Genomic DNA, 24,132 nt, shown 5'->3' with positions numbered 1-24,132 from the left:
ATGCAATCTTTTGCAGGAAATAAACTAGAAATACTTGCAGATATACAAAGTATTGGTGAATGTGACATTGAGGTAACGCCATCAAATATCGAAATGACTCGTCGTCCTGTTGTCGGAGATTTTAGATTAAATGATGCTGTAGATATTACGCCAATAAAACTTTCATACCAATGTCGAGATTATGAAACAACGGTGATGCCCGAAGTAATGGTAACAGGTGATGTATCAAATGACCCTAATCTATTTTTAACAGAGAACCCTGCTGGAGCAAAAGGGGTTGGTTTTATGCTGAAAAATGGTGAAGTGTCAGAGTTGGTAGGGTTCTACTCTAAGGGAAAAACCTTAAAAAATAATGAAAGCTTTTATTTACCTGCTGGAAGTACAAAAGGTTCTTTACCAATGACCATCGGATTTGTACGTCAAGCAGACAATAGCACCGTTACAGCGGGTTCTGCAAAAGCATCAATTTTATTAACCGTTGTAATGCCATAATTCAAAAAAGAGGATACCAATGTGCTGCGGTTAATTTTATCTTTTGTATCGATTGTATTCTGCCAATCAGTATTAGCACAAGTGAATACTGTTGCTGTCGATTTTGAAGCGACTTTTTATAAAAAGACTTGTGAAGTTGATGTTTCAGAAGCTGTGATTGATTACAAAAAAGTTTCACCAGTTGATATTGTCAAAAACGATTCGGGTGAAACCACAAAGTTAAATCGAGATATAACTTTGAAGCTAGCAAAATGTACAAATGTTAGCGATTTATCTAAAAGCAAAATTTTTGTATCTGGACAAACAGAAATTTTCAATGGAAAACCTTTATTCAAAGAAAGTGGAACCTCAAAAGGTGTCGGTATTAAGTTATTAGTTAATAACATTGCGAAAACAGATGGTGATGTTCTTTTCCGGCTTAACTCTAGTAATGCTATCGGTGATACCTTTACAGTGACAACAGCATTATCTTGCGGTGAATGTAACGATACGAATCAAATAACAAAAGGTAGTTTTAAAGCGTCAATGATATTCACCGTACTCACTGACTAGCTAATCTAGGATATATAATATGCGTAGAATCATATTTTCATTATTTTGTTTGGTTGGTACTTTAATTTTATTAACAGACTTATCTTCTAATGCTTATGCAGGGCTACTATTAGAACAAACAAGAATTATTTGGAATGGTGATTCAACGCAAGAATCCATTACCTTAAAAAACGATAGTGACAGTGTATATTTAGTTCAATCAGGGGTGTTTGATACGCCTATTGGGCAAAAAGAATCAGGCGTATTTTTAGTTACACCACCACTATATCGATTGAATCCAAATAGTCAGCAGGCAATGAAAATTTTGCCTGAAGAAAAAATAACTCAACTGCCTAAAGATAAAGAATCCTTATTTTATTTTAGTGTTATTGGTATACCAGGTGTTACAACTAACAATAATGAAGAACAGGTGGCAAAGTTATCGATAGGTACACGTTTAGTTATAAAACTATTTTATCGCCCCAATGGATTAACACAATCAAGTGAAGATGCAATTAAAGGGCTACAGTTTTATTTACATAAAAAGAATGTATGTATAGAAAATCCATCTCCATATCATATAACATTAAGCTCTCTAAAAATAAATAATAAACAGTATCCGAAAATATCTGGAGTAATAATTCCACCAAAAAGCAGATACTTAATAAACAATACTGGTGAAGTAAATCAGTCGAGTAAAATAGTATGGAAAGCAGTTAATGATTATGGTGGTGATAGTGAAGATAATACGGCTTCACTAATATTAGGCGAGAGGAAAACATGTCAATAGTTAAAAAAATCATTATTTTAATTGTTTCTTTTGTTTATTATATGGGATCGTCTTTCGCAAATACCGATATCATGAATGGTTTGTTATTTTCACCTGAACGTATAGTTTATAAAGAATCGGAAAAAAATGGTGTTTCAACCATGTTAGAGAATGCGAATAGCGAGGCAATACTCGTCCAGTCTCAAATCATTGCTGCAAATGAAAAAACGTTGAAGCCACTGATTAATAAAGAATCAGATATTTTTTTAATCACACCGCCATTACATCGTTTAGATAGTGGCGTTCGCTATAGTTGGAAAATACAACGGGTTGCTGATGGCAATTTAGCAAAAGATAGAGAAAGTGTATTTTATGTTTCATTAAGAATTATTCCAGAAGTATCAGATAAGAACACCTCGGAGTTTATTGTTACTCCAACACTCTATTTAAAAATGCTTTATCGACCTAAAGCAATTGAAGAATTACGGATTGACAAGGAAGTGGAAAAAATGCGTTTTTCTATAAATAAAAATAAACTGACGATCAAAAACCCGTCAGCTCTTTCAATAACATTGACCTCATTAACTATTGGTTCATATAAAGTGCCAATGAAATTAATTGATGACAGTATTCCTCCATTTAGTGAAAACCAAATTGAATTACCTCAATCTGTTTCTGGTGAGGTTACTTGGCAAGCTTTAAATGAATATGGATTAATAACAAAACTGAGCACTGGCGTATTGGATGAGAGTATATTATGAACAACAGAATATTTATCTTAAAACCTATCTCAATAGCGCTTATGTTTTGTCTGTTTGGGGGGGTAACTAGTGCTGAGCCTTATTTTGATCCCGCTCTTTTAAACCTGCCGGCAGGAACAGATAAAGATAGTATCGATTTATCTGTATTTGCACGTTCTGATACAGTAGCTCCTGGTCGTTACATAGTTACTATGAAAATAAATAAAGAGGAGATAGGCCAGAAGGAAATATATTTCACACAAGATGGTGAAGGTAACATTGTTCCTGAATTTACTCCCGCTATGTTAGAGGAGTTCGGCGTAAATATTCAAGGTAATTCTATATTGAAAGGAATGCCTGCGACTCACAAAATTACCTCTCTATCATCGGTAATAGAAAATGCACAAGTTCAATTCGATGTTTCAAAATTAACACTAAATTTAAATATCCCGCAAATCTCTATGAACCAGAAGGCTAGAGGTGCTGTACCGATAGAGCTTCTTGACCAAGGTTTACCTGGCTTGATATTAAACTATCAAGTCAGTGGGAGCCGACAAGAATTTACGGGTGGAATTGGCGGTAAAACAAAAAATAACTCTATTTTTGCCAACATTACAGGCGGATTAAATCTTGGTGCGTGGCGTTTACGTTCCCAATATTTTTACCTTGAAAATGAAAATAAATTTGACGGTAAGACGGTACGTAATCACCAAAGTGATTTTAATAACACAACCGTTTCAAGGGATATTCAGCACTTAAGTTCTGAAATTGTAATGGGTGAAACGAGCACACTCAATGATGTACTTGACAGTGTCCCAGTAAAAGGGGTTCGTTTATTATCCAATGAGCAGATGTTAGCACGAGGTGATAGGGGATTTGCGCCACAAATTAGAGGCGTTGCATCATCTAATTCCCGCATAACTATAAGCCAAAATGGTAATACCATATACCAAACATACGTTGCACCAGGACCATTTGTGATTAATGACCTTTATCCAACAGGTACAGCTGGGGACTTGGAGGTTTCAATTCATGAGGAAGATGGCTCTGTTCGAGTATTCACTCAAGCATTCTCATCATTGCCCGTAATGCAACGAGCTGGAACATTTAAATATGAAGTTGCGGCGGGTCAATACAATGGTGGCATAACCGATGGTAATAAAAAAAGTAATTTCTTGATGGGGACACTCATATACGGATTACCCAAAGCGGTCACATTGTATACCGGTTTTTTAGGGGCTAATCATTACTGGACTGGTATTGTTGGTACAGGTTTCTCATTAGGTTCATTTGGTGCCATGTCAATCGATGCTACCCATGCCTATGCCACAATTAGAAATGAAGATAAGCAAGGTCAATCCTTCAGACTTCGTTACTCAAAGAACTTATCTGATTTTGGTACATCTATTGACTTGACCGCGTTGAGGTACTCAACAAAAGACTATTATAGCTTTTCAGACTTTAACCATGCAGGTTATCGTTTGAAAGATAATGTTGCACCGTGGTTAAACGGACGTCAACGTAGTAGCTTTCAATCTTATATAAACCAATCTCTTGGTAAATGGGGTTCAATTTATTTTAGAGGTATGCGTAGTGATTATTGGGGACGTAAAGATACGATAACGACCTTAGGGATTGGTTATAGCGGTTTCTATAAAGGTTTATCTTATGGTATTGATTACAGTATTAGCCGTACACAAGGTGACGGAAACTGGCCTGAAAACCGCCAAATTAGCTTCAACGTTAGCGTGCCATTTAGTCTGTTTTCAAATAATAAAAATATTGAAAATATTAGTAGCAGCTTCCAGATAAGCCACGACAATAGCGGAAGAACCTACCAACAGCTTGGTGTTAATGGGCAGTTACTAGATAATAAGTTTACTTACCAATTAAGCGAAAGTGGTGATAACCGAGACCAAAAATTATCCAGTTCGGTTAACGTCGGTTATCAAGGAAGTAAAGGATATGTGGGAGGCGGATACAGTTATAGTCGCGAAAGTCAGCTAACTTACGCGAATGGAAATGGTGCTGCCGTCATTCACCCTGGTGGGGTTACATTGGGTCAGTTCATTGGTAATTCTGCTGCTGTAGTGTATGCGCCAGATGCTGCGGGAACAAGTATCAATAATGGGATGGCCGTTATTGACTCTCGGGGTTACGCTATTGTGCCTAATATGATGGAATACAGCCAAAATATTATTAATCTAGATATTAATACATTACCAACAGATGTTGAAAGTAAAGAAACATCCGTTAATGTGTATCCAACAAAAGGCGCTTTAGTTAAAACTCAGTTTAATACCTTGAAAGGGTATCAGGCGATGCTCACCTTAACGGGTCCAAAAACTATTCCAATGGGAGCTGTAGCATCACTACAACAATCAGAACAAGATAGTTCTAGTTTAATATCAGGAATTGTTGGTGAAAATGGTCGTGTATATATAAGCGGGTTACCTGAAAAAGGGACATTATCAGTAGTATGGGGAAGAGCAAACTCTGAGCAATGTCAAGTTCCATTTGATATGAGTAAGTCGACTGAAAACACCTACTCGTCGCTGCGTAATTTAACTGTTACATGCCAATAACTAATTTGAGTAATATGATGAAAAAAATTTTATTCGCAATCATTTTGACAAGTATAACAATGTCATCATTAGCCGCAAACGTTAAGGTGTTCAATGGGCGTGGCTTAGTTGGAGTGTTTGGGAATTACACTGCAAAAAACAAAATGGTAACATACGGTAACGTTGGAGATTCTTATTTCTATGTTACATTAACCAATTCTTTCAATGGTTCATATAACCTTTGCTATCAAGCCGCTCTAATGCAAATTGATGGTATTTACGGAATACCAATTAGTAATGATCTAATGCTAGTGCCTGAGTTTACTTTTACAGATGAGCGAAGAAAGGGATTAATTTATCCTCGGCCTGCCCCATTCGATATAGTAACAGGGCATTTCAATGGCTGGGGTTCAGGTACAAATCAATTTCCATGGTATCGGAATTGTATTTTTGAACCTTATCAAACAACGCCAGAAACTATTATCGAACATGAGGTTTTCCTAACAGGTCGCTTGCTAGTATATGGTACTGGGAATCAAAAAAGTGGTACGTATTATTTAAAAGATAATATAGGCACCTCGATCAAAGACTGGCGTAATCTTAATGAAGGGTCATGGGTAAAATTAGTAGATAAAGCGGATCCCATCAATGTCACTGTTTCTGGGCTAACATGCAGCTTGCAGACCCCGAATAAAATTAATTTTGGTATTCAAGATTCGAATGCAGCAGCAGGTACTCTATTAGCATCTGTTCAACGTCCGATAGCCATAAGTTGTAGTCAATTTAAGGATCAAGTTGATGCATATATTGGAATATCTGCTAACGTTAAACCCGAGTACTATTCAGGGAATAATTACGACGTTAATTTAATTAATTCAAGTAATCGAGCTGCTGCGTATGTAAAATTATTTGTTCACCACAATGGGGCTAAATTACCGATACGTTTAGACCAGACTATGGTCGAGCTTGGTCGTATTAAAGCAAATGAAAACAATGTCAATATAACGAAAACTCTTGAATATGAGTTATATTCAAAGGGGGCAGGGATAACCGGTTTAGCACGTGGTTCCGTAGAACTTTCGGTTATTATGCGTTAAGCTTATCGTAAGTTAATTTTAAAATTAATTATAGTTCATCAATAATTATGACGGTAAATTTAATACTGTGATTAATCCTAAAGAAAAGTGTGTTGAATATCGAGATAAAATCCTTGATGGTATTAATTATCCGCTAAACCATTTATGTCAATATATGTAACTTAGATGCATATATTGACTTTGCCGCATTGAGATAATCTACAAAAAGACGACGATAGTTTTTCATAATTTAACCATACGGATTATCGTTTGAAAGATAATGTAGCATTGTGGTTAAACGTATATCAATACAGTAGTAATCAATCTTATATAATTGATTACTTGGAAAATGGGATTCAATTTATTTTAAAAGTATACATAGAGATTATTGAGGGCGTAAAGATATGATAATAATCTTAGGAGTTGATCATAGCGGTTTCTATGACATTAGGGTAATATGATGAAAAAGATTTTATTAGCAATCATTTTGACAAGCATAACTCTGCCAACATTAGCTGCGGACGTTAAGGTATTTAATGGTCGTGGTTTAGTTGGAGTATTTGGTAATTACTCTTCATCACATTCAAGAGTTAATACAACTGATAATATCGGTGAAATAGTTCCGTATGTTTCATTAACCAACTATTACAATGGCTCATACAACCAATGTCATCTGAATAGTCTGATGGAAATTGATGGTATATATGGAATGCCAATCAGTAATGACCTAATGCTAGTGCCTGAGTTTACTTTTACGGATAGACGAACAAGAATTGACTGGCCTTACCGAGAGATCGATACTGTAACAGGGCATTTCAATGGTTGGGGTTCTGGTACGAATCAATTTCCACATTCTAGAAACTGTATTTTTGAACCTTATCAAACAACGCCTGAAATTAGTATACAACATAATGTATATACAACGGGTCGTTTGCTAATATATGGCACTGGGAATCAAAAAGGTGGCACATATCACTTAAAACACGATATAGGTACCTCTGTTAAAGACTGGCGTACCCTTTATGAAGGGAATTGGAAGATGCTAGTATCCAAAACAGAAGCGATAAATATCACTGTTTCTGGACTAACATGCAGCTTGCAGACTCCGAATAAAATTAATTTTGGTATTAACGATTCTAGTGCAGCCAACGGTACTTTATTAGCTTCCGTTCAACGCCCTATGACGATAAATTGTAGCCAATTTAAGGATCAAGTTGACGCATATATCGGAATTTCAGCTAACGTTAAACCAGAGTTCTATTCTGGTAATGCTTTTGATGTCAATTTAAATAACGCAAGTAATCAAGCTGCTGCGTATGTAAAATTATTTGTGCACCACAATGGGGCTAAATTACCAATACGTTTAGACCAGACTATAGTCGAGCTTGGTCGTATTAACGCAAATGAAAACAATGTCAATATAACGAAAACTCTTGAATATGAGTTATATTCAAAGGGGGCAGGGATAACCGGTTTAGCACGTGGTTCCGTAGAACTTTCGGTTATTATGCGTTAAGCTTATCGTAAGTTGATTTTAAAATTAATTATAGTTCATCAATAATCAGGACGTTAAGTTAATACTATGACTAACCCTAAAGTTTATTTACTCGGTATAGCCGATGTACAGGATTTTCGTAACATCCGATTGTGTGTCACTCAGAACCTCGGCTGACACTTAACCTTAAAAACCAAGCTTATTTTTTAATACTTCATACCGTGTTTTACCAGCATGAGCTGAGTGGGGCGATGACAATTATAAAATACCTCCCATTCAGCTAATCATTCTTTATGTGATAAATCCGCTAAAATAGCTGACGATTGACCTATATCTTGCTTATCAAATTGATGAATAACTCTATGCATGCATTCCGCTTTTTAGCTATTTTTTTGTAAATGGGCAAATAGCTTTGCATAAATCTTTTGAATAGTATCATTTTTCTTTTGATTGTAATCCATCATTGTATTAACACCTTCTTTTGCTTTCATTTTGCTGACGGCATAGGTAGCAAGATCGTCAGGGTGGGTCATTAGCCAATCACGGAATAACTGATGACGTAAATGTTCAGGGCGGCCAGGTGCAAATACATGTAAATTAACCTGTGGTTTATCAAGGTATAGCATTCGGTGTTCATACCAAGATGGTTCGCGAATTGTATGAACATACCCCAAGGCAGTTAGTTGAGGGATATAACGGTTCTCAGCAGTAGGATCCTCAACGATTAAGTCAATATCAATAATAGGTTTAGCTGCTAGATTTGGAACCGCAGTTGAGCCAATATGGTCAATATGTAGTGCTGCTTCGCCTAGTGCGGCTTGGATACGTGCTTTTTCTTGTATAAAAAGTGTTGCCCAAATAGGATCATAGTCACGGATCTCAATTTTAAGTGTAGGTGGTTTTCCTAAAACCCATGGGTTTTCATTCGGGTCACCATCTTCAAATTTCATTACAGCACAGATATCTTCGGGAGATAACGTATCTAATGAGGCTCTTTTTGTATTAAATTGTGTCATATCTTTGTTTATTCGTAATAAATGCTGTGAAATCGGATTGTTGCATGGTTACGCAATGAATTCCGCCACCACCAATAACAATATTACCCGGCAAACGTATTTACGTGGTAGGGTAGTAAAAATATATATAAGCATACACTAATACTAGGAGCACTGGTTAAACTACCAGTAGCTATTTCGCATAGTAAATCAGGAGGTAATGATAGTGATAATGAGGCTATTTATAAAGTTATTAGCTCCCACACTCTATTTAACATAATACACATTATGCGAATCTAAGTATGAAATGAAGAAATCCAGCGTTCTGGCTGGTTAATCATGTTGGTTCTTTTTTGGTTCTAAAATCAGTTCGACTTCATAAATCTTCTGTTTTGCAATGACTTCTATGGGTTCTGCAATTGCTCTGATATCTGTTAGCTTCCATGCTAATCAACCTAATTCATAATATGATGTGCAAGCTGCTGCCATATCACTCTCCAGATAACGTGAATTTTCGACGATTAACAATTCTTCTTCTGCATCTATGTTTGATTGCCACTTTCTAATTTCTAACGTTTTTTCACCTAATGTAATTTTCTGCCCCACTTGGTTAACTATAGATATCGCTTTCATCTTCTATTCACCTAAACAAAAATCATCAGTTAACCATAAGATAGTCAATACTGAATTGATAAACCGTATCACTGTATTATCAATAAGTTAATACGTTATTTAATAGCAAATGAAGTATCTCAAATACTAAACCACAGATTATTTAACTGATTCTTTTGATAATTTGCCTCTTTATTTCAAATTTTACCTTACGTTAAATTTAACTCTTGAGTTGTAATATATAAGCCAGTCTAATGTTGCTATTGAGATGATAGAAAATCTATAAGATGCTGTTGTTTCAACTAGATTCCCCCCGTAGTACAGCACGGGGGTTTTGGTAATCGGATTACCCTTCCTGAAAACTTATAAAGAGAAAGCCATGCATAAATCAAAAGAAATACTATATAGAGGTACACTAGACTTAGCGGGTTTTGACATCTCATGTTATGTATTGAAAGATGGCACTCGTATTTTATCTGGAAGAGAAATGCAACGAGCATTAAAACTCGTTGATGATGATAAAACTTATCAAGTTGCTGGGACCAGATTACAGCGATATTTGAATCAAAAATCACTTATCCCATTCCTTTATAAGGATAAATCAGAGGACCACTTTGCTCCGATTGAATGCTACGAAGGCGATAAAAAAATAAACGGTTATGAAGCCAGCATACTCGTTGATATCTGTGATGCATTCATGCAAGCAAGAAAAGAAATCGATTTATCCCCTAGACAATCGATAATAGCTGAACAATGTGAAATGCTAATTCGTTCTTTTGCGAAAGTCGGGATAATATCATTAATAGATGAAGCAACTGGCTATCAATATGATAGAGAGCGAAATGAGCTTCAACGAATCCTAAAAGCATATGTTTCAGAAGAAATTTTAAAATGGCAATTAACTTTTACTGATGAATTTTATAAAGAAATATTCAGACTTTGGAATTATTCATATACGCCAAATAATATTAAGAAAAAACCACAATTTGTAGGAAAACTTACGAATAAATATATTTATGAGGTTTTACCTGATGGCGTGTTTGAAACAATCAAGAGCGATATGCCTAGAACCGAAAGTGGAAATTACAAGCATAGATTCCATCAAAAACTAACACCTGAAATAGGTAGAGAACATTTAAAAAAACAGATAACAGAAGTTACTACACTAATGAAAATATCTGATAATAAAGAACAATTTAATTTGTTATTTAAAAAACGATTTAATACAGATCCACAATGTGAACTTGAATTAGTGTTTAAAGAAGAAGTTAAGCCTAGCATAAAAAAAAGAGCACCAAAAAAATTTGAACTTACCTCTTGATTGATTCGCACAATGCACTCTATGTGTAAATACGAACTTTCCCGATTGCGGTAAACCCCAAGACCATTCTACCGCAATCTATCAAATTTCATCCGTAAAAGGCTTTATTGCGGCAGGAAGAGAAGTAATGAGGTTCTCCCCTATTCTATTTATGATCGACCGTTTGAGGTTGACCAAGGAGCTATTGTTGACAATAGTTGTTTTCTGATCATCGCTCAATCAGACATTTTTTGTGATAAATCAAGTGAATACAGAACATCGAAAGATGTGAGGCTCCGCACTAGAACCCCACATTTACTGTATGAAAAATACTATAAATTTCCTAACACCAAGCCAGTATTTACAGCATATTCTCCGGATAATCATAGACTATATTTTTAGTTTCTGATGAACTTTCATATATTAGATACCATTTATCATTAACATATGCAGTAATATTCAATGATTCAGGATTGTAATTTTCTACTCTTGAGACCCATGTTGTATGATTTAATGACGAATAGTAATTTTGCCCATACGATACTTCAGATATATAATGTTTATCAGAATACAGCATGTATCTATAATCTCGAAATAGATTATTATCTACAAAATTGACATAAAAGTTATTGCCTGAAATGAAAACATTCTGGATTGTGTTAGCTAAATATATTCTTTGAGCAATATCTAAGTCATCCAGTAATAATGTTTTTTTCCAAAATGGTAAGTTGCTATTTAAAATGGAATTACGTATGCTATCAATATCCGTTTGACTGACACTCTCTTTTAAAATTTCATTTTCTTTTTGACTGTATAGCTCATCAATTTTTGATTCTAATAAAGTACTTTCAGAAAAACCCACTTTAACTATAAAATTATAACTGTGGAAATTAACCAATATATCAATTCTTGAATTTGAATTACAATTTAATGGGATGTTCCATGTTAGCCCATTAATGGTAGAGTTAACAGGTGTACCATTATTCAGTTCAGCAATTAAATCATTACCAGATATTGCCTTAAATTGATAATTTTCAAATGATAAATTATTAAAATAAACCGTATAGTTTGAATGGTCAAAATAATCTCTATCAACCAATTTTGATATCAATAGTTGTTGAGCAAATAATATTTTATTTCTGATGTCAATTGTGGAATCATTATTTACAGAATCATATAACTCCCATAGCTCATCCAAGTCATCCTGAATAATTTCAGATTTCAATTCTGTAAAATTATCGTCTGTGTATATACTTTTGACTTTATCCCATAAATCATTTATCTCCATGCTGGAGTAATAAATCATATGGTTTCCTTGGTAATCAACTCTAATACTAAAGATATCACTTTGAGATAATGATTCTTCATCTGAAAAGGTTCTGACAATTTGATAGCCATTATCAACTAATGTTGAAGAGCAATAATAATGTTGCCCACCATAAACAGAGCCAATATATACCCCATTCCTTTCAAATATATAATCATAGGGTGAATACCAATCCTTATCTATTGTAAATTTAATTTTGTTCTTTTCAATAGATACATCGCTGATACTATTTTTAAGATAAATTAATTCTGGAATATATTCAGGCTCTGGCATTTCTATTTGATGATAATTATCATTTGTATACTCCCAAATATTTTTTTTCAATTTAGGTAAAAAAGATATATGGGATAGCGTGTTTAAATCCGGATCAATACCCCACTTTGAAAAAAATGGAGATAAATTGATATTAACTAAATTAGAAACAGTTAGAATAAACAGTTGTTTTTGCTTGTTATTATCGTGTTGAGGCGGTGTATCTTGCATTAGCCTATAAAGTTGATGGAGTTGTGGATAAAACTGGTCTCCAAAAGCTAGTTTTAATTGCCAAAAAAGACCTAATTTCAAAAAAAGGTCTTGATCATCATATGATTTATTAGGATTGTTGTTTTCTAAAAATCTTTTTATTTCAGGCATGTTTTCATCAATACGACGGGCTTTTCCATATATAGCTTCTTGGGCAAATAAAGAGTAAATATTAGTTGTTACTTCTGTTAACCCCGTTCCCCCCGACCACTCCCAAGGAAACTGTTGTCTCTGGTGTCCGTTTTCATGCCACACTCCCCAACGCTCATTTGATAACCCTAAAAGCTGCGACATAGCACCTTGGCCGTCGTTATACCCTGTATATTCATTTGTTGCAAACATGAATCCATGATTAACCTCGATATGTAAATTTCGATTAGGATCTAATTTATAATCAGCTTTACCATTACTAAAAACGCCGGTTGCTTTATTTTCTGCCTCTATAATTACATCATAGTTTATCATTAGCTTTGTAACGTCTTTAATATATTTTTTAGCACTTGAATAAGTAACTATTATATCAGATAATTTATTGCTTAGAATAACATACTTAGCATCATGATATAACTCCATTTCTGTATGAAAATCTAAATTACTATTTTCATATAAATTAAAAAAAGGAACTCTTTGATGTGGTGAGTTTATTTTAATAATTACGTTGCCATTATCATTGTTATTAACAAAGCTAAGTAACCCGCTATTTTTAATAGTAATACGATTGTGCCCGCTAACTAAAGAATAAGTGGATAAATTTTCAGAATCACTGGGTAAACCAACAACAGCAAAAAATGTGCCTTCTACTTCCCCCCCTGTTATAAAAACATCCAGCAATTCATTTTCATTTATATAATATGGTACATATTGATATGGGCTCCAAGTTCTATTTCTTTTGTTTTTATCCGCATAAATTCTTGGAATACCATGTGGGTAAATTGTTTTAATGTATTCAGTCATAATAAGTCCTTTAATTTCCATTAATTTAAGTTGAGTCAATTTTTGATAATTAAATGAAAACTAATCATCTACAATAAAAATAGCCCCACGCCATCTAAACTTCAAGTAAATAAAAAAAATAAAACTTCGAGCTAAAATAAACCCGCAAGTACACTATATATTTTAATATACACATCAATATATGTCATTAATTAGTGGTTATGCTTATTATTCTTTAATTTAGGTAGTGTTACACAGATTAAATGAATAATTATGCTAAGTGAAACATTCAATTGCTGAGGGTTATTATGTTAATTAATTTAAAATTAGACGGCACCTAATTGAATAATGAAGAATTTATTTTATGTACTCTACTATTAAATAATTAACTTAGTTCAAAGACATCAGCTGCATGGATGATGCAAATGCTTTTGCTGAGGAGTTTATGGCTGATTACAATCGCCGTTTTGCCAAATCACCTCGGCATGATTTTGATGTTCATCGTCAGCTTGATATTGATGATGATCTTGATGCTATTTTTACGTGGCGAGAGCCAAGAAGGGTCTCTAAGTCACTGGCTGTTCAATATGATAAAATGTTGTATTTAATTGAAGACAGTTCTGCAAGTCGTAAAGCGATTGGTAAATACATTGAAGTTTGACATTATCCTGATGGACGAAAAGAGATCCGCTTAAATGGTGGCGTTCTCCCCTATTCTATTTATGATCGGCAATCTGAGGTTGACCAGGGGGCTATTGTTGATAATAAACGCTTAGGTTATACCTTAGAACTGGTAAAATTGGTTCAGAAGAAGTATTTGGAAGCAAAGTTTAAAATAATATTATGCACGCTATTTTACTAGTTGGAGTTTATCATGCGAAATAGCAGTTGAATTACTCTATTTGGGCATGATAGAAAATAATTCGATTGATAATACTGAATCATATTCTAATGACCCATGGTGTAATTCACGGTGTTGATAGACAGGTGGTTATTTACCAGCGTGGGTTGGTAAGTATGGAAACGAACAGATGATAGGTCTAAACAAGGTCACGAATACAACTAGCACTATTTTAGATACCCCGCAGCTTGCAGCGGGGTTATTCATTTATCATAGTTTTAATATAATAAGGTCGTGTCTTTATCAAGGCTTCGCTTATCTGAAACCGCTAATCCATTTTTGGTTAATGTATAATATTGATGTTCAGCAGAATTGAAAACTCGCTTATCATTATTACGTATCACTACACGGGATAGTGGCTCTGCATGATATAAATAGAAATGCTCCCCTCCATCACCAGAGATAGGTAGTGTAACTTTATTTTCTTTTAATGTTTTATTTCCATATATTTCAATTCGATATAAAATCTCATTGTTTCTACCTATATAAAAGAATGATGTATATAGCTCATCAAAATAATGGTGTGGTATCCCTTCTTTAGTCGATATTGTGATTTCATTTTTTAGCATATCAATATTTACATCAAAAAACTCCCAGTCACCTATTCCTTTAAAAATAAAGTTAACAAAAGGACCTGGTAATATATTGTCCTGTTTATTAGGTAGGCAATCATGATATTCATTACGCAATTTATCACGTAATTCCGACTCAAAATTATTTATCGCAAGATTTATATTATCTTTTGTTATAATAGAATTATTCAAAAAATCCACATTAGACCGTAAAAGTGAGGCTTCATTTTCTATTTTTGATATTATAGTTTCCTTTGTGAAATCAGCGATTGAGTTATTAATAACTCCTCTTTTATGTATAATTAAAGTGTTAAAATTACTCTCGGGATTTATTATTTCCCCTGAATTATTAACCGATTTTAATCTGCCATGCGTTTCTGCATGATAAATGATAATTTCATAACCATATTCGAACGGAATAGTATCATTAATGTCATCGTCCATATCTCCATTGATATCGACTGAATACACGGTAATTCCATTATTGTTTTTTATGGTTATTTTTGCATAAAGTTCATTTTTATAATAAGAATGCGGTGAACCATTACCCTTTTGAATAATAATGATTTTCTTTTCTTGACTAACAGTTAACACTCCAAACGATTCGTCTCCTAGCCCAAAAAAACCGATGCTTTGGTTTAATAGATTAGAATTATATTTTATATCATAGTTAAATATTTTTTTTCTGTTTTTTTGATCAACAATTAAATTCCAGCTATCAACAGTATAGCTATTACGCTTTCCTATTGGAAGTCTTAAGTTATATATACCAATAGGTATATCCATTTTAATTGTTTTTTCACTTATAATTTGCTCATGAATAATCTCATCACCGCGAAAAACTGAAACTATATCATTCTTTATCTCATCAAAATCATTAATATTAAATTCAATTTTAACATTTCGTGTATCATCAAGAGTCGAAAGTTGATTAGTATTAACCAATTCAATATTTTCTTTTGTATTTAATTTTTCACGAACGTAGAATAAGTTTTCTTCCTCTATTAATAAAAACAATGGATAAACAGGCGTAGTAAAGGTTGATATGTTATAATCAGTTAACCTTTCAGAAATAAACCCACCAGTGCGTTTTATAAAAGGTACCATGTTATAGTGACTTTTATCGGCAAAACTCTTACTCAACATATTAAATAAAACATTATCACCAAATAAAATTAAGTCATTTTCGTCAGGAAAATTAATGCTCTCTCGGTATGATTGATTGAAATGAGTAAACGAGTCATCACCTGCTTTTTTTATCATCATCATATAAAAAACAAGTTTAGATCTCAAATCCCAATTATCAACAGGAATGTTTTCATTTATGTAATTAATGATTGTTTTTTCAACATTATGACCACCCCCATAATCATATAACCATCCTTCTTTATATTTTTTTGTCCCTAACCTTTCTTCTTGATAGCATGCTGCATAAATATTATTCCAAACCTCACCTGATGAAAAATACAAATCAGACATAAAATTGCCTTGATAGCCATGTGCAATTTCATGGAAGCATCCCCAATTACTCAGCTCAGCTTCTAGCCAGAAACTTTTAATCGATAAGGATGATTCTGCTGTCCAGTGTGAGCCATAATATGCAGCACCGGCTCCATTTTTATCTGCTTTCATAAAGTAGCGATTGGGTGAATTTAAATTTGAAATTTCCGTATTAGGTTCAAAGGATATTCCCGCTAGATTATTAATAAAATTGAAATAGTCCTCATAAAATAAAGAAACTGTTTCGATAGAAGAAAGGGATTTTAAATAATCTTTATTTCGCTTAGGTACCAAAAGGACATTGTATTTTAATGAAATTAATGCAAAATCAGCATCTATACTATCCCATTTATAGAAAAAATCATTCTGGTTAAGACCATTATAGTAAATAGGAAGCTCTTTAGAATTTAAAGAATATTCAAATTCCACTTCAAGCTTCATCTCTTCACTCATATATGGAGTATCAATAAAAGGAACGGAAGTATACTCAGCTTTGACTTCTATCCAATTAGTTCCAAATTCTTTAGACATTTCAGTTTTGGAGTCATCATTAAGTAACCTTAAAGTTAACATCCCTGCAAAGTTATTACTTTTCAATCTAATTTTAATTATAGAGCCTGCATTTAAAATAATACCAAGCTCTTGCCTGTCATGATATTTTCCTTTAGAAAACCCTGCATTATCAAGCCAGTAAGGGTTTTTTAATGAATATATTTGTTTTTCTTTAACCATTTTTAATTATCCTTATCTAAATATGATGTGTTAGATTAAAAAACTAATTACATTATAAGAATTTAGCTTGCGCCGTAAGTGGTTATAAATACAAATCTCAGAAATTAGATATAAGCTAATTTCCTTATAATAAGGATAGCCCCACATCTATAAACATCAAGGTAATAAAAAATAATAAAATTTAAAGCTAAAATATAAAAGTAGATATAAGATGCACATTAATATACACATCAATAAAAGACGTTAAATAGGGCATTGTTGCAAAGTTTAAGTGAATGGTATATTAAATTAACTATTCCGTCGTTGAGGCTCGTTTTGTGAATGTATTTAAGGAGCATTATTTCACGGATATTATTATCCTTTGTACCGTACATTCGTACTGAAAATATGGTATTAGCTACCCCGAACTGTAGGAAATATTTCATCAATTAATCTTTAATTCTTTAATCACTAGCTATATCATCTAAGCTAAAACAGCGGCTAGCAGCTCAAATTGTGAAGACAACGAATATGACGGTCATGTATTCAATGTGGAGAAATGTAATTAACGCATCCCACTTTTTCAACCGGCAAGCCTTACAGGGTGCTCATAAACCCATTTTGTTGTTGGTATTTTTCTGGAAGTGGACACCGGAAATTTGCGAGGCTCCACACCTTTAAACATCATTCTGCTCCGCGCTTAAAAGACAGTAAAAGAAATGGAAGAGCGTCAGTTAAGACGCTCTGGGAAGGATGGCTCAAATTGCAAACCATCCTTGAAAGTTATGAGTTCGCTCAGTTTCTTGAAAAGGACTCGTGATCAAGAGACAGACTATACGGGTGGTTATGATTTACTATGCGAAATGCATAATAATATTGTTTATATTAAATGATAATATACTAGAATTAAATTTAAGGGTTATTAAGTCAAATCCCTGCTTGTTATTTGCTTCAATATTAATGTTGCCATTTATCTTTCTTACAATTGTAGGCTCTGAAATGTCTAAATTTTCATTGTTTGTAATATGACACTGAATGAATAAATCTTCACCCATGTAAGAAATAGGTTGAACTAAAAGATCGAATGTCACTTTCTTCATCCTATGTTCTTGAAATAAGATTCGTAAGGTACCACTCTGCCCGGGATTAATGTAAGAGATACCTTTATCAGTAAGATGACCTCCTATTGAGGATAGTTTATTTATATTTACTGATTGATGTACGTCACGGGAGCTAATTGTCACTTCATTCATAGTAATATAGTGGTTTTCATTTAAAGTTATTGGGGGAAATTGCTCGAAGTTTTCAATAGCATTACCCAGCTCGCCTACAGGCCATGGTGTTTCTGTTGTGGGTTGGTAAACTGAATAGCCAGAAAAATTGGCTTTTCTGGGTTTTGATGGCTCTCCAATGCTTTGTCCATTTACATCACGACGCACCACTGAAGATGAACCATAAACAACCTTTCTTGCTTCAGCAATGCTTCCTACAGGCTCTAACTCAGGTAATGTCCTCCAAATATTAAAAGCTAAAGATTCACCATATTCTTCTTGGTTTCTTGCATTGATATTTTGTCTAGGAAAAGTCAATGTGGCTACTTTGAAAGGAACCGCTTCACTCTCGTTCCATAAACTGCGTGCACTAATAATAGATTGTGTTACAGGATTATTACGTATTTGAACATAGAAATTAAGTATTGCTTGACCATTCATTAGTCTTCTAGATAAGTCTAAAGACAAATAATTTTGGGCGCTATAACTGACAGAAGTTGAACCTGCCACCTCTTCTATATCTACCTTAAATTTACAGTAGTTATTTTCACCAAATTTAAATGGCACACAACTCCAGAGAGGTTCAGTTAAAAGACTATCTACTCTTTTAGACATACTATCTAAAACCGCCGCTAATTCCGGATGCGTTTGTAAAAATTCAGGTAATTTACCTGCCATTGCAGCTTGTTTAAACTCTGCCATTTCTTCAGCATCTTTGGCGAAAAAAACTTGGGTATTTTGCAATATGAAATCAACAGTCGTTCCTTGACCAAATACTTTGCCGCCAGGAACATCAAATAATTTGATACCAATACCTACCGTTGAATTTAAATCTGGTGCATTTGTTGCGATGTCACTGGAATAACGAGCCCACATCGGATAAGATGCCCCTGGTCTGAATATTCCCACTTGATATTTACTCGGAAGATTATCAAGAACTTTAAATGTTCCATGAACAACACCATGCTGTTTAACAAAAGCCGCTCGTCTAGCTGGCGTTTGATTTTCGTTAACAATACGCCCTACTTGAATTTCATCAACAAACATTCTGCGAATATCTTCGATAGCTGCATTTTCTGCTTCTATACCTGTATTTCTTTGTATGTTTATATCATGATCTTTAGAATTACTTTTACTCATGGCTCCACCTACAATTGTATGTTTAATATTACATTAAATATAAAGATTTAATCCAACAAATTGGTTAAACAACAATAATTTAATATTAAAAGAAAATGGGTTAATTTAAAATTCAAATGCCAGTTGTTTTCATAAATAATATGAATGGAAATGGGTGATATAGAAAAATTATCTAAACCATAATTATGTTCCTTTTATTTTTACGTTATATGGCAGTTTTGTAATCCATATAACAATGCCTAGGCTATAAAGTTTCTCTATATTCTAGCAACCTGTTGAACTTGCCAGAATTCTTTATTTCTCCATCTAGTCTCTTGTTGATAATAGCGACTTACTTCATTGCTATAGGCATCACGTATAGATTTAATGCGTAGGCCATATTTAGTAAGTAATTTATGATCATTATCTGTTAATACGGCTTTAATTGCTTCTGCTCCTCTAAGACCAGTATAAATTGCATTATAAATTCCTTGAGAAGATATAGGGTCAAAAGACAATGCGGCATCACCTACTGCAATCCAATTGTGACCAAACACTTTTTCAGAATATCCTCCTGTAGCTTCAATCATTTCTAATTGGTTTCTAGTCACACTTTCAAGCGGACAATATTGATGAATATACATTGTTTCTTTTAACGCTAATGAGAACGCATTTTCTTCACGGAGTATTGCCTTCGCTTGGTTTGGCAAGGTAAAAAAGGCCAAGATACGCTTTCCATTAGGTAATCCGGCGGTGTACCACCAACCTGATGAAACTGCCTCTATAACACTTCTCGTATCTAAAATGTCACTGTCAAACCAGGTATAAAGTGCAAATAAAAGGGGATCTTTTTGCCTTGAAACACTGAGTTTTTTTGCAATAAATTGTGAGTTACCACTCGCATTAATCATCCATTTTGCTGATATATTTAACTTTCCTGCTTGAACTTTTATGCCATCATCCATTTCAATAAAAGAAGAAACGTGTTCTTTAATCAGCACAGTTCCCAAATCTTCTGCAGCGTATAGCAAGGCTTGTTCAAACAAGCGCCTATCAAGATGATACCCACAACCATATGGGTCACGAATGAAGTCCGTTTCTCTCAGTTCCTTACTTCCCCAACAGGATAAGTTTCCATAATTAGTCAGAAAGATTTGATCATTAAAATAGTTAAGAAGTCCGAGTTTATGCAGCATTGGACGAGCAGCGGCAGGCAAGCTTTCTCCTACCTTTTGTCGTACTCCGCTGCTAGAATCTAATAAAACGACTCGTATCCCCAAAAGGGACAATGTACGTGCTGCTACAGTGCCCGCAACTCCGCCCCCTACAACCACAACATCACAATTTATTTGAGTTAGCGAGTCCGACGGAATTCTTCCCATTGTTTTTCAGTCCATCCGAGTTGTTTTAATAGTTCAGTTCTATTTTTGATTGGAACGCCATTAATATGAGCACTAAACGCTGCAACTGCTTCAGGAAAGCTAGGCGAACCAGGTTTTAGTTGTTCAACAAAGACACTGTCCATGCTTGGTTCGTAATCATCAGGTGCGGGAAGACGCTGAACAATTCCCAAAAGGTCAAAATGAGAAACAGTCGCTTGCATGACACTTTCATTGTCATGATTTCCTATAAAAAATCCACGTTGCCAATAATGACGAGTTTGAAATGCTTCAGTTCTCTCATGTTCACTTAACTTATTATTATTGAAAAGGTTATAGTTATATTCAGAAAGTACTTCATTGGGTACTTTAGCTGGCCAAAAAGAAGGTAAATATGGATGAAATTCTTTATCATAACCAGAGCGACAACGTGCCGTATCTCCCTGCCAAGGGACCGCCATCCAACGAGTTAAATCGCCAGGACCTTGTTTATGAAGAGGCCCATCAGCTGCTAGAGCTTGCTCTGGTGTTAATATATCTCCATAGTTTTTTTCATGTTCATTTATCTTTCGTCGTTTAATTCGCAGAAATTCGCTGTATAACGATTCGTGCCTCATTGGCCAGGTTAGTTCGCAGCCTGGATGGAATGCATCAGCACAACAGTAAGACAATGGCCCTTTATCTAAAACATCAGGCTGCATTTCAATCGGTAATTCATCAACAGGCTGTGTATAACGTATCGTAGGAAATAACGTATTAGTAAATTCATCGTTATATTCCAAATCATTAATAAAATTAGACGTAACAAAATTAACAAGGTGTTGATAACTAACAGGAGAGACAGGTAATAGATCACCCACTCGGTCTAAGGGTAATGTTTCAAATCCATCACCATAGAGTTGTGGCCATTTCATCTTATCCCCACCATTCAACGTTATATCGTCTGGTGCTCGAAATTGAGAGAAAACGTCAAATCGCTTTAAGGTGCTTTCTTTTAGAGGTAATTCTTTAATGAGATTCGCATCAATAGGAAATGAACCGCCGGGACCAAATACTTGAGCAAAACCTAAGTTAACCCACTGTAAATTAGCAAGGTTAGTTAGCAGAGGGAGAATATCTCTTGTATAAGATGTTTCTGTCACTGGTGGCAATGTTCCAGACTCAATGGCAGTATGTGTAATCATATCAGTCATTGAACGAAATGGGACAATGCCTGGTGCATAATCAGGTGGTCCGATCACAACCCATGCATCTGTAGTAGGTACACGTCGTCCTTTAATAGTTACTTCGGCAGAAACTGGGCCATCAGAAGTATCATCATACCAATCAACTGAGTTATTAAAATTATGTTCATTTCCGTCTGCATCAATAACTAACAGAGGAGCCCCACTCGGAGAAGCAGATTTGCCGTGTCCACCTAATACCAATAAACGTCCAACTGAGTCAGTTAATAGTTCACCAAGATTAACGGGAACATTTTTAAATTTACCTCCATCAAATTGTATTCCGCTACGATTAGCTCCATTGATTGTTTTAACTGGTGGTCTGATTTCAAGTTCTCTACGTTCTATTCCTTTAATTAACGGATTTCTACGGGCTACAGCTTTAGCTATAGAGGCTGGTTGATCCATCGCATTATCAAAGTCGTACCATGATGCTTTAGTATTAGCTAACTCAACATGCCATGTAATATCCGCATTTTCAGTCGTTAGCTCTGCGATAGCAACACCATTTTTATTGTAGCCATAGACTCTAAATTTAGCTGCTTGACGTTTAATTGCCCCAGAAGCATCGCGAGTAGATCCAAAAGGAGGTGAAGGCTGGCCTGCATATTCGGGACCAACATAATATTCATTTTTACTATTACCAACTCGACCAATACCAATACCTGGGTGGATTTTTGCATAAACTATTTCATCTAAGTTTATATTTTTAGTTTGAGCGAGAGAACCTGTATGATTAATAGTTTTATCAACCTGTGATAATGACGAAATATTCACAAATATTTCCGGTGATGTTTGAATATCAGTAAATCCGACCCGACAAAACGAATACCAAATTTTTACTTTTTCTACCGCAGATACTTTAGAAATAGGAATATTATATAAAAATTCTTTTCCTTCTCGAGCACTAGTAATCGCTTGAGGGTAGCTATTAGCTAATATATTATTACTCTCCCAATGTATTGTAAGTAAATCATACATTCTAAGTCCTGCATTAGCTGGGATCATTATCTCTATGAACTCCGGATTATTAGAATCCTTATTGATTATAACAGGAGTTGGTAATTCACTATTAATATTCATAAAAGCACCTTTCTAGTTTGAATATCATTAAATAACATTAATGTCACCTTTGGAGTTAAAATAAAAAAGGCAGTTCAGGGTCGGAATTTAGTTATCAACCAACCATTAATCTAATTTTTTCAATAAAAAATAAATTAGTCTTTTAAAGAAAGAGAATAAATAATAAATAATCTAATTTAGATGGCTTTTTGATTTAAAAATTAGAATAATATAACTATAGCATGTGAGTTAGCTATTGATAATGTTATTTATAATAAAAGATAAAATATCATTTTTAAATGATAGATAATATAAAATACGTCGAATAATTCTAATTTAGGTCTAAATAAAGATATTAGGATGTGTTGTAAAATTACTTAGGTGGAAAACACCCTAGTTGTGGCACTGTTGCATAGTTTGAGTGAGAGACCATGCTGAATTAAAGATTTAATTCCAGAGACTCATGGTATTAATGCATTTAAAGGTCGACATTTCACGGATAGTCATCCCTTTCGCGTAGAGGGATAAAATTTGGCTGTCCATACTTGTTGGTTGATCTTTTAGATGGGTAAAGAAGGAACTTAATGGAACTAAAGCCGTTGGCATAACTTCTAGAAAACGTGTTTAGCTCAATAATGTTGGAAAATCTTTTTTATGATATAGGGTAATAAAGCCGATATAAAAATGTTTAAAATCATTCTGATGGGACATATGGAATACAATAATAATCGTCATCATTTCACTGATTGTCATTCTTGATTGCCATAGTCGCAGAGATTCACCACTTTCAATCAAGTATTTTTGCCATTGATGGGCATGAAAATTTCTTAAAAACCATAGGTATGACAGAGTAAGTCAACTAAATTATGCATAGTGGGTTCCTTAGTGAAAATGATTTTTTCGTCGAAAGATCTGATCACGGAACCCGCTTGTAGTTCCCTTCTTTTTTGTTTTTCTTAGCCCGAGCTCCGGTTAACTACAAAACTGATGAGGGCCTCAGTATAGCCATCATACATTTCAGGTTGTAAATAAGAACAC

At 34.3% G+C, this 24,132-nt stretch carries 15 protein-coding genes and 3 pseudogenes; 9 read left to right on the top strand and 9 right to left on the bottom strand.

Annotation, left to right across the window (positions count from 1 at the left end; genetic code table 11):
• From PSF11_RS02525 to PSF11_RS02495, 7 genes are all read left to right on the top strand, one after another.
• Nucleotides 1-492 carry a fimbrial protein gene (locus PSF11_RS02525; RefSeq protein WP_223854776.1) on the top strand — a complete coding sequence of 164 codons (492 nt, stop codon included), beginning with the start codon at nucleotides 1-3 and terminating at the stop codon, nucleotides 490-492.
• A gap of 21 nt (nucleotides 493-513) precedes the next feature.
• A complete protein-coding gene (locus PSF11_RS02520) occupies nucleotides 514-1,044 on the top strand; it encodes a fimbrial protein (RefSeq protein WP_014658389.1) in 531 nt (176 codons plus the stop codon).
• Nucleotides 1,045-1,063: 19 nt separating this feature from the next.
• Nucleotides 1,064-1,813 carry a fimbrial biogenesis chaperone gene (locus PSF11_RS02515; protein WP_014658390.1) on the top strand — a complete coding sequence of 250 codons (750 nt, stop codon included), beginning with the start codon at nucleotides 1,064-1,066 and terminating at the stop codon, nucleotides 1,811-1,813.
• On the top strand, nucleotides 1,804-2,553 hold the full coding sequence (locus tag PSF11_RS02510) for a fimbrial biogenesis chaperone (protein WP_004919958.1): 750 nt from the start codon (nucleotides 1,804-1,806) through the stop codon (nucleotides 2,551-2,553). Before PSF11_RS02515 ends, PSF11_RS02510 begins: the two co-directional genes overlap by 10 nt.
• Nucleotides 2,550-5,117 (top strand): fimbria/pilus outer membrane usher protein, encoded by a 2,568-nt coding sequence (locus PSF11_RS02505; RefSeq protein WP_061064026.1) that lies wholly within the window; start codon nucleotides 2,550-2,552, stop codon nucleotides 5,115-5,117. The genes PSF11_RS02510 and PSF11_RS02505 overlap by 4 nt, the downstream gene beginning before the upstream one ends.
• A 14-nt stretch (nucleotides 5,118-5,131) precedes the next feature.
• Complete coding sequence (locus tag PSF11_RS02500; RefSeq protein WP_223854778.1) at nucleotides 5,132-6,193, top strand: hypothetical protein; 1,062 nt, start codon at nucleotides 5,132-5,134, stop codon at nucleotides 6,191-6,193.
• Nucleotides 6,194-6,632: 439 nt separating this feature from the next.
• A complete protein-coding gene (locus PSF11_RS02495) occupies nucleotides 6,633-7,688 on the top strand; it encodes a hypothetical protein (RefSeq protein WP_042116602.1) in 1,056 nt (351 codons plus the stop codon).
• 140 nt (nucleotides 7,689-7,828) lie between these two features.
• Here the strand turns inward: PSF11_RS02495 and PSF11_RS21235 are convergent.
• The 3 genes and pseudogenes from PSF11_RS21235 to PSF11_RS02485 form a co-directional block, all read right to left on the bottom strand.
• A pseudogene (locus tag PSF11_RS21235) lies at nucleotides 7,829-7,951 on the bottom strand (IS481 family transposase); the annotation flags it as partial.
• Between the two features lie 96 nt (nucleotides 7,952-8,047).
• Nucleotides 8,048-8,683 (bottom strand): GrpB family protein, encoded by a 636-nt coding sequence (locus PSF11_RS02490; RefSeq protein WP_072502270.1) that lies wholly within the window; start codon nucleotides 8,681-8,683, stop codon nucleotides 8,048-8,050.
• Between the two features lie 429 nt (nucleotides 8,684-9,112).
• Nucleotides 9,113-9,295, bottom strand: coding sequence for a hypothetical protein (locus PSF11_RS02485; RefSeq protein WP_040133176.1), 183 nt, complete (start codon nucleotides 9,293-9,295; stop codon nucleotides 9,113-9,115).
• A 358-nt stretch (nucleotides 9,296-9,653) separates the two neighbouring features.
• On the opposite strand from PSF11_RS02485, the gene PSF11_RS02480 reads away from it, so the two are divergent.
• Entirely contained in the window at nucleotides 9,654-10,595 is a 942-nt protein-coding gene (locus PSF11_RS02480) for a P63C domain-containing protein (RefSeq protein ID WP_072502271.1), read from the top strand.
• A gap of 340 nt (nucleotides 10,596-10,935) precedes the next feature.
• Here the strand turns inward: PSF11_RS02480 and PSF11_RS02475 are convergent, their stop codons facing one another.
• The gene (locus PSF11_RS02475) at nucleotides 10,936-13,377 is read right to left on the bottom strand and encodes a M60 family metallopeptidase (RefSeq protein ID WP_072502272.1); all 2,442 of its coding nucleotides are present in this window, start codon (nucleotides 13,375-13,377) and stop codon (nucleotides 10,936-10,938) included.
• Between the two features lie 382 nt (nucleotides 13,378-13,759).
• Here PSF11_RS02475 and PSF11_RS02470 point away from each other — a divergent pair.
• Nucleotides 13,760-14,170: pseudogene (locus PSF11_RS02470) on the top strand (ISNCY family transposase); the annotation flags it as partial.
• Between the two features lie 305 nt (nucleotides 14,171-14,475).
• Here the strand turns inward: PSF11_RS02470 and PSF11_RS02465 are convergent.
• The 5 genes and pseudogenes from PSF11_RS02465 to PSF11_RS21230 all read right to left on the bottom strand — a co-directional run.
• A complete protein-coding gene (locus tag PSF11_RS02465; RefSeq protein WP_072502273.1) occupies nucleotides 14,476-17,061 on the bottom strand; it encodes a putative mucin/carbohydrate-binding domain-containing protein in 2,586 nt (861 codons plus the stop codon).
• 833 nt (nucleotides 17,062-17,894) lie between these two features.
• Nucleotides 17,895-19,451, bottom strand: a complete 1,557-nt coding sequence (locus PSF11_RS02460; protein ID WP_053110182.1) for a hypothetical protein — start codon at nucleotides 19,449-19,451, stop codon at nucleotides 17,895-17,897.
• A 257-nt stretch (nucleotides 19,452-19,708) separates the two neighbouring features.
• Nucleotides 19,709-20,812 carry an NAD(P)/FAD-dependent oxidoreductase gene (locus PSF11_RS02455; RefSeq protein WP_072502275.1) on the bottom strand — a complete coding sequence of 368 codons (1,104 nt, stop codon included), beginning with the start codon at nucleotides 20,810-20,812 and terminating at the stop codon, nucleotides 19,709-19,711.
• Nucleotides 20,785-23,115, bottom strand: coding sequence for a LodA/GoxA family CTQ-dependent oxidase (locus PSF11_RS02450; protein ID WP_081368622.1), 2,331 nt, complete (start codon nucleotides 23,113-23,115; stop codon nucleotides 20,785-20,787). The genes PSF11_RS02455 and PSF11_RS02450 overlap by 28 nt, the downstream gene beginning before the upstream one ends.
• Nucleotides 23,116-23,571: 456 nt before the next feature.
• Nucleotides 23,572-23,912: pseudogene (locus PSF11_RS21230) on the bottom strand (hypothetical protein); the annotation flags it as partial.
• Nucleotides 23,913-24,132: the final 220 nt, after the last annotated feature.

Source organism: Providencia sp. PROV119 (assembly GCF_028482435.1).
GTDB lineage: Bacteria > Pseudomonadota > Gammaproteobacteria > Enterobacterales > Enterobacteriaceae > Providencia > Providencia stuartii.
This window is presented reverse-complemented; position numbering and strand designations above follow the sequence as displayed.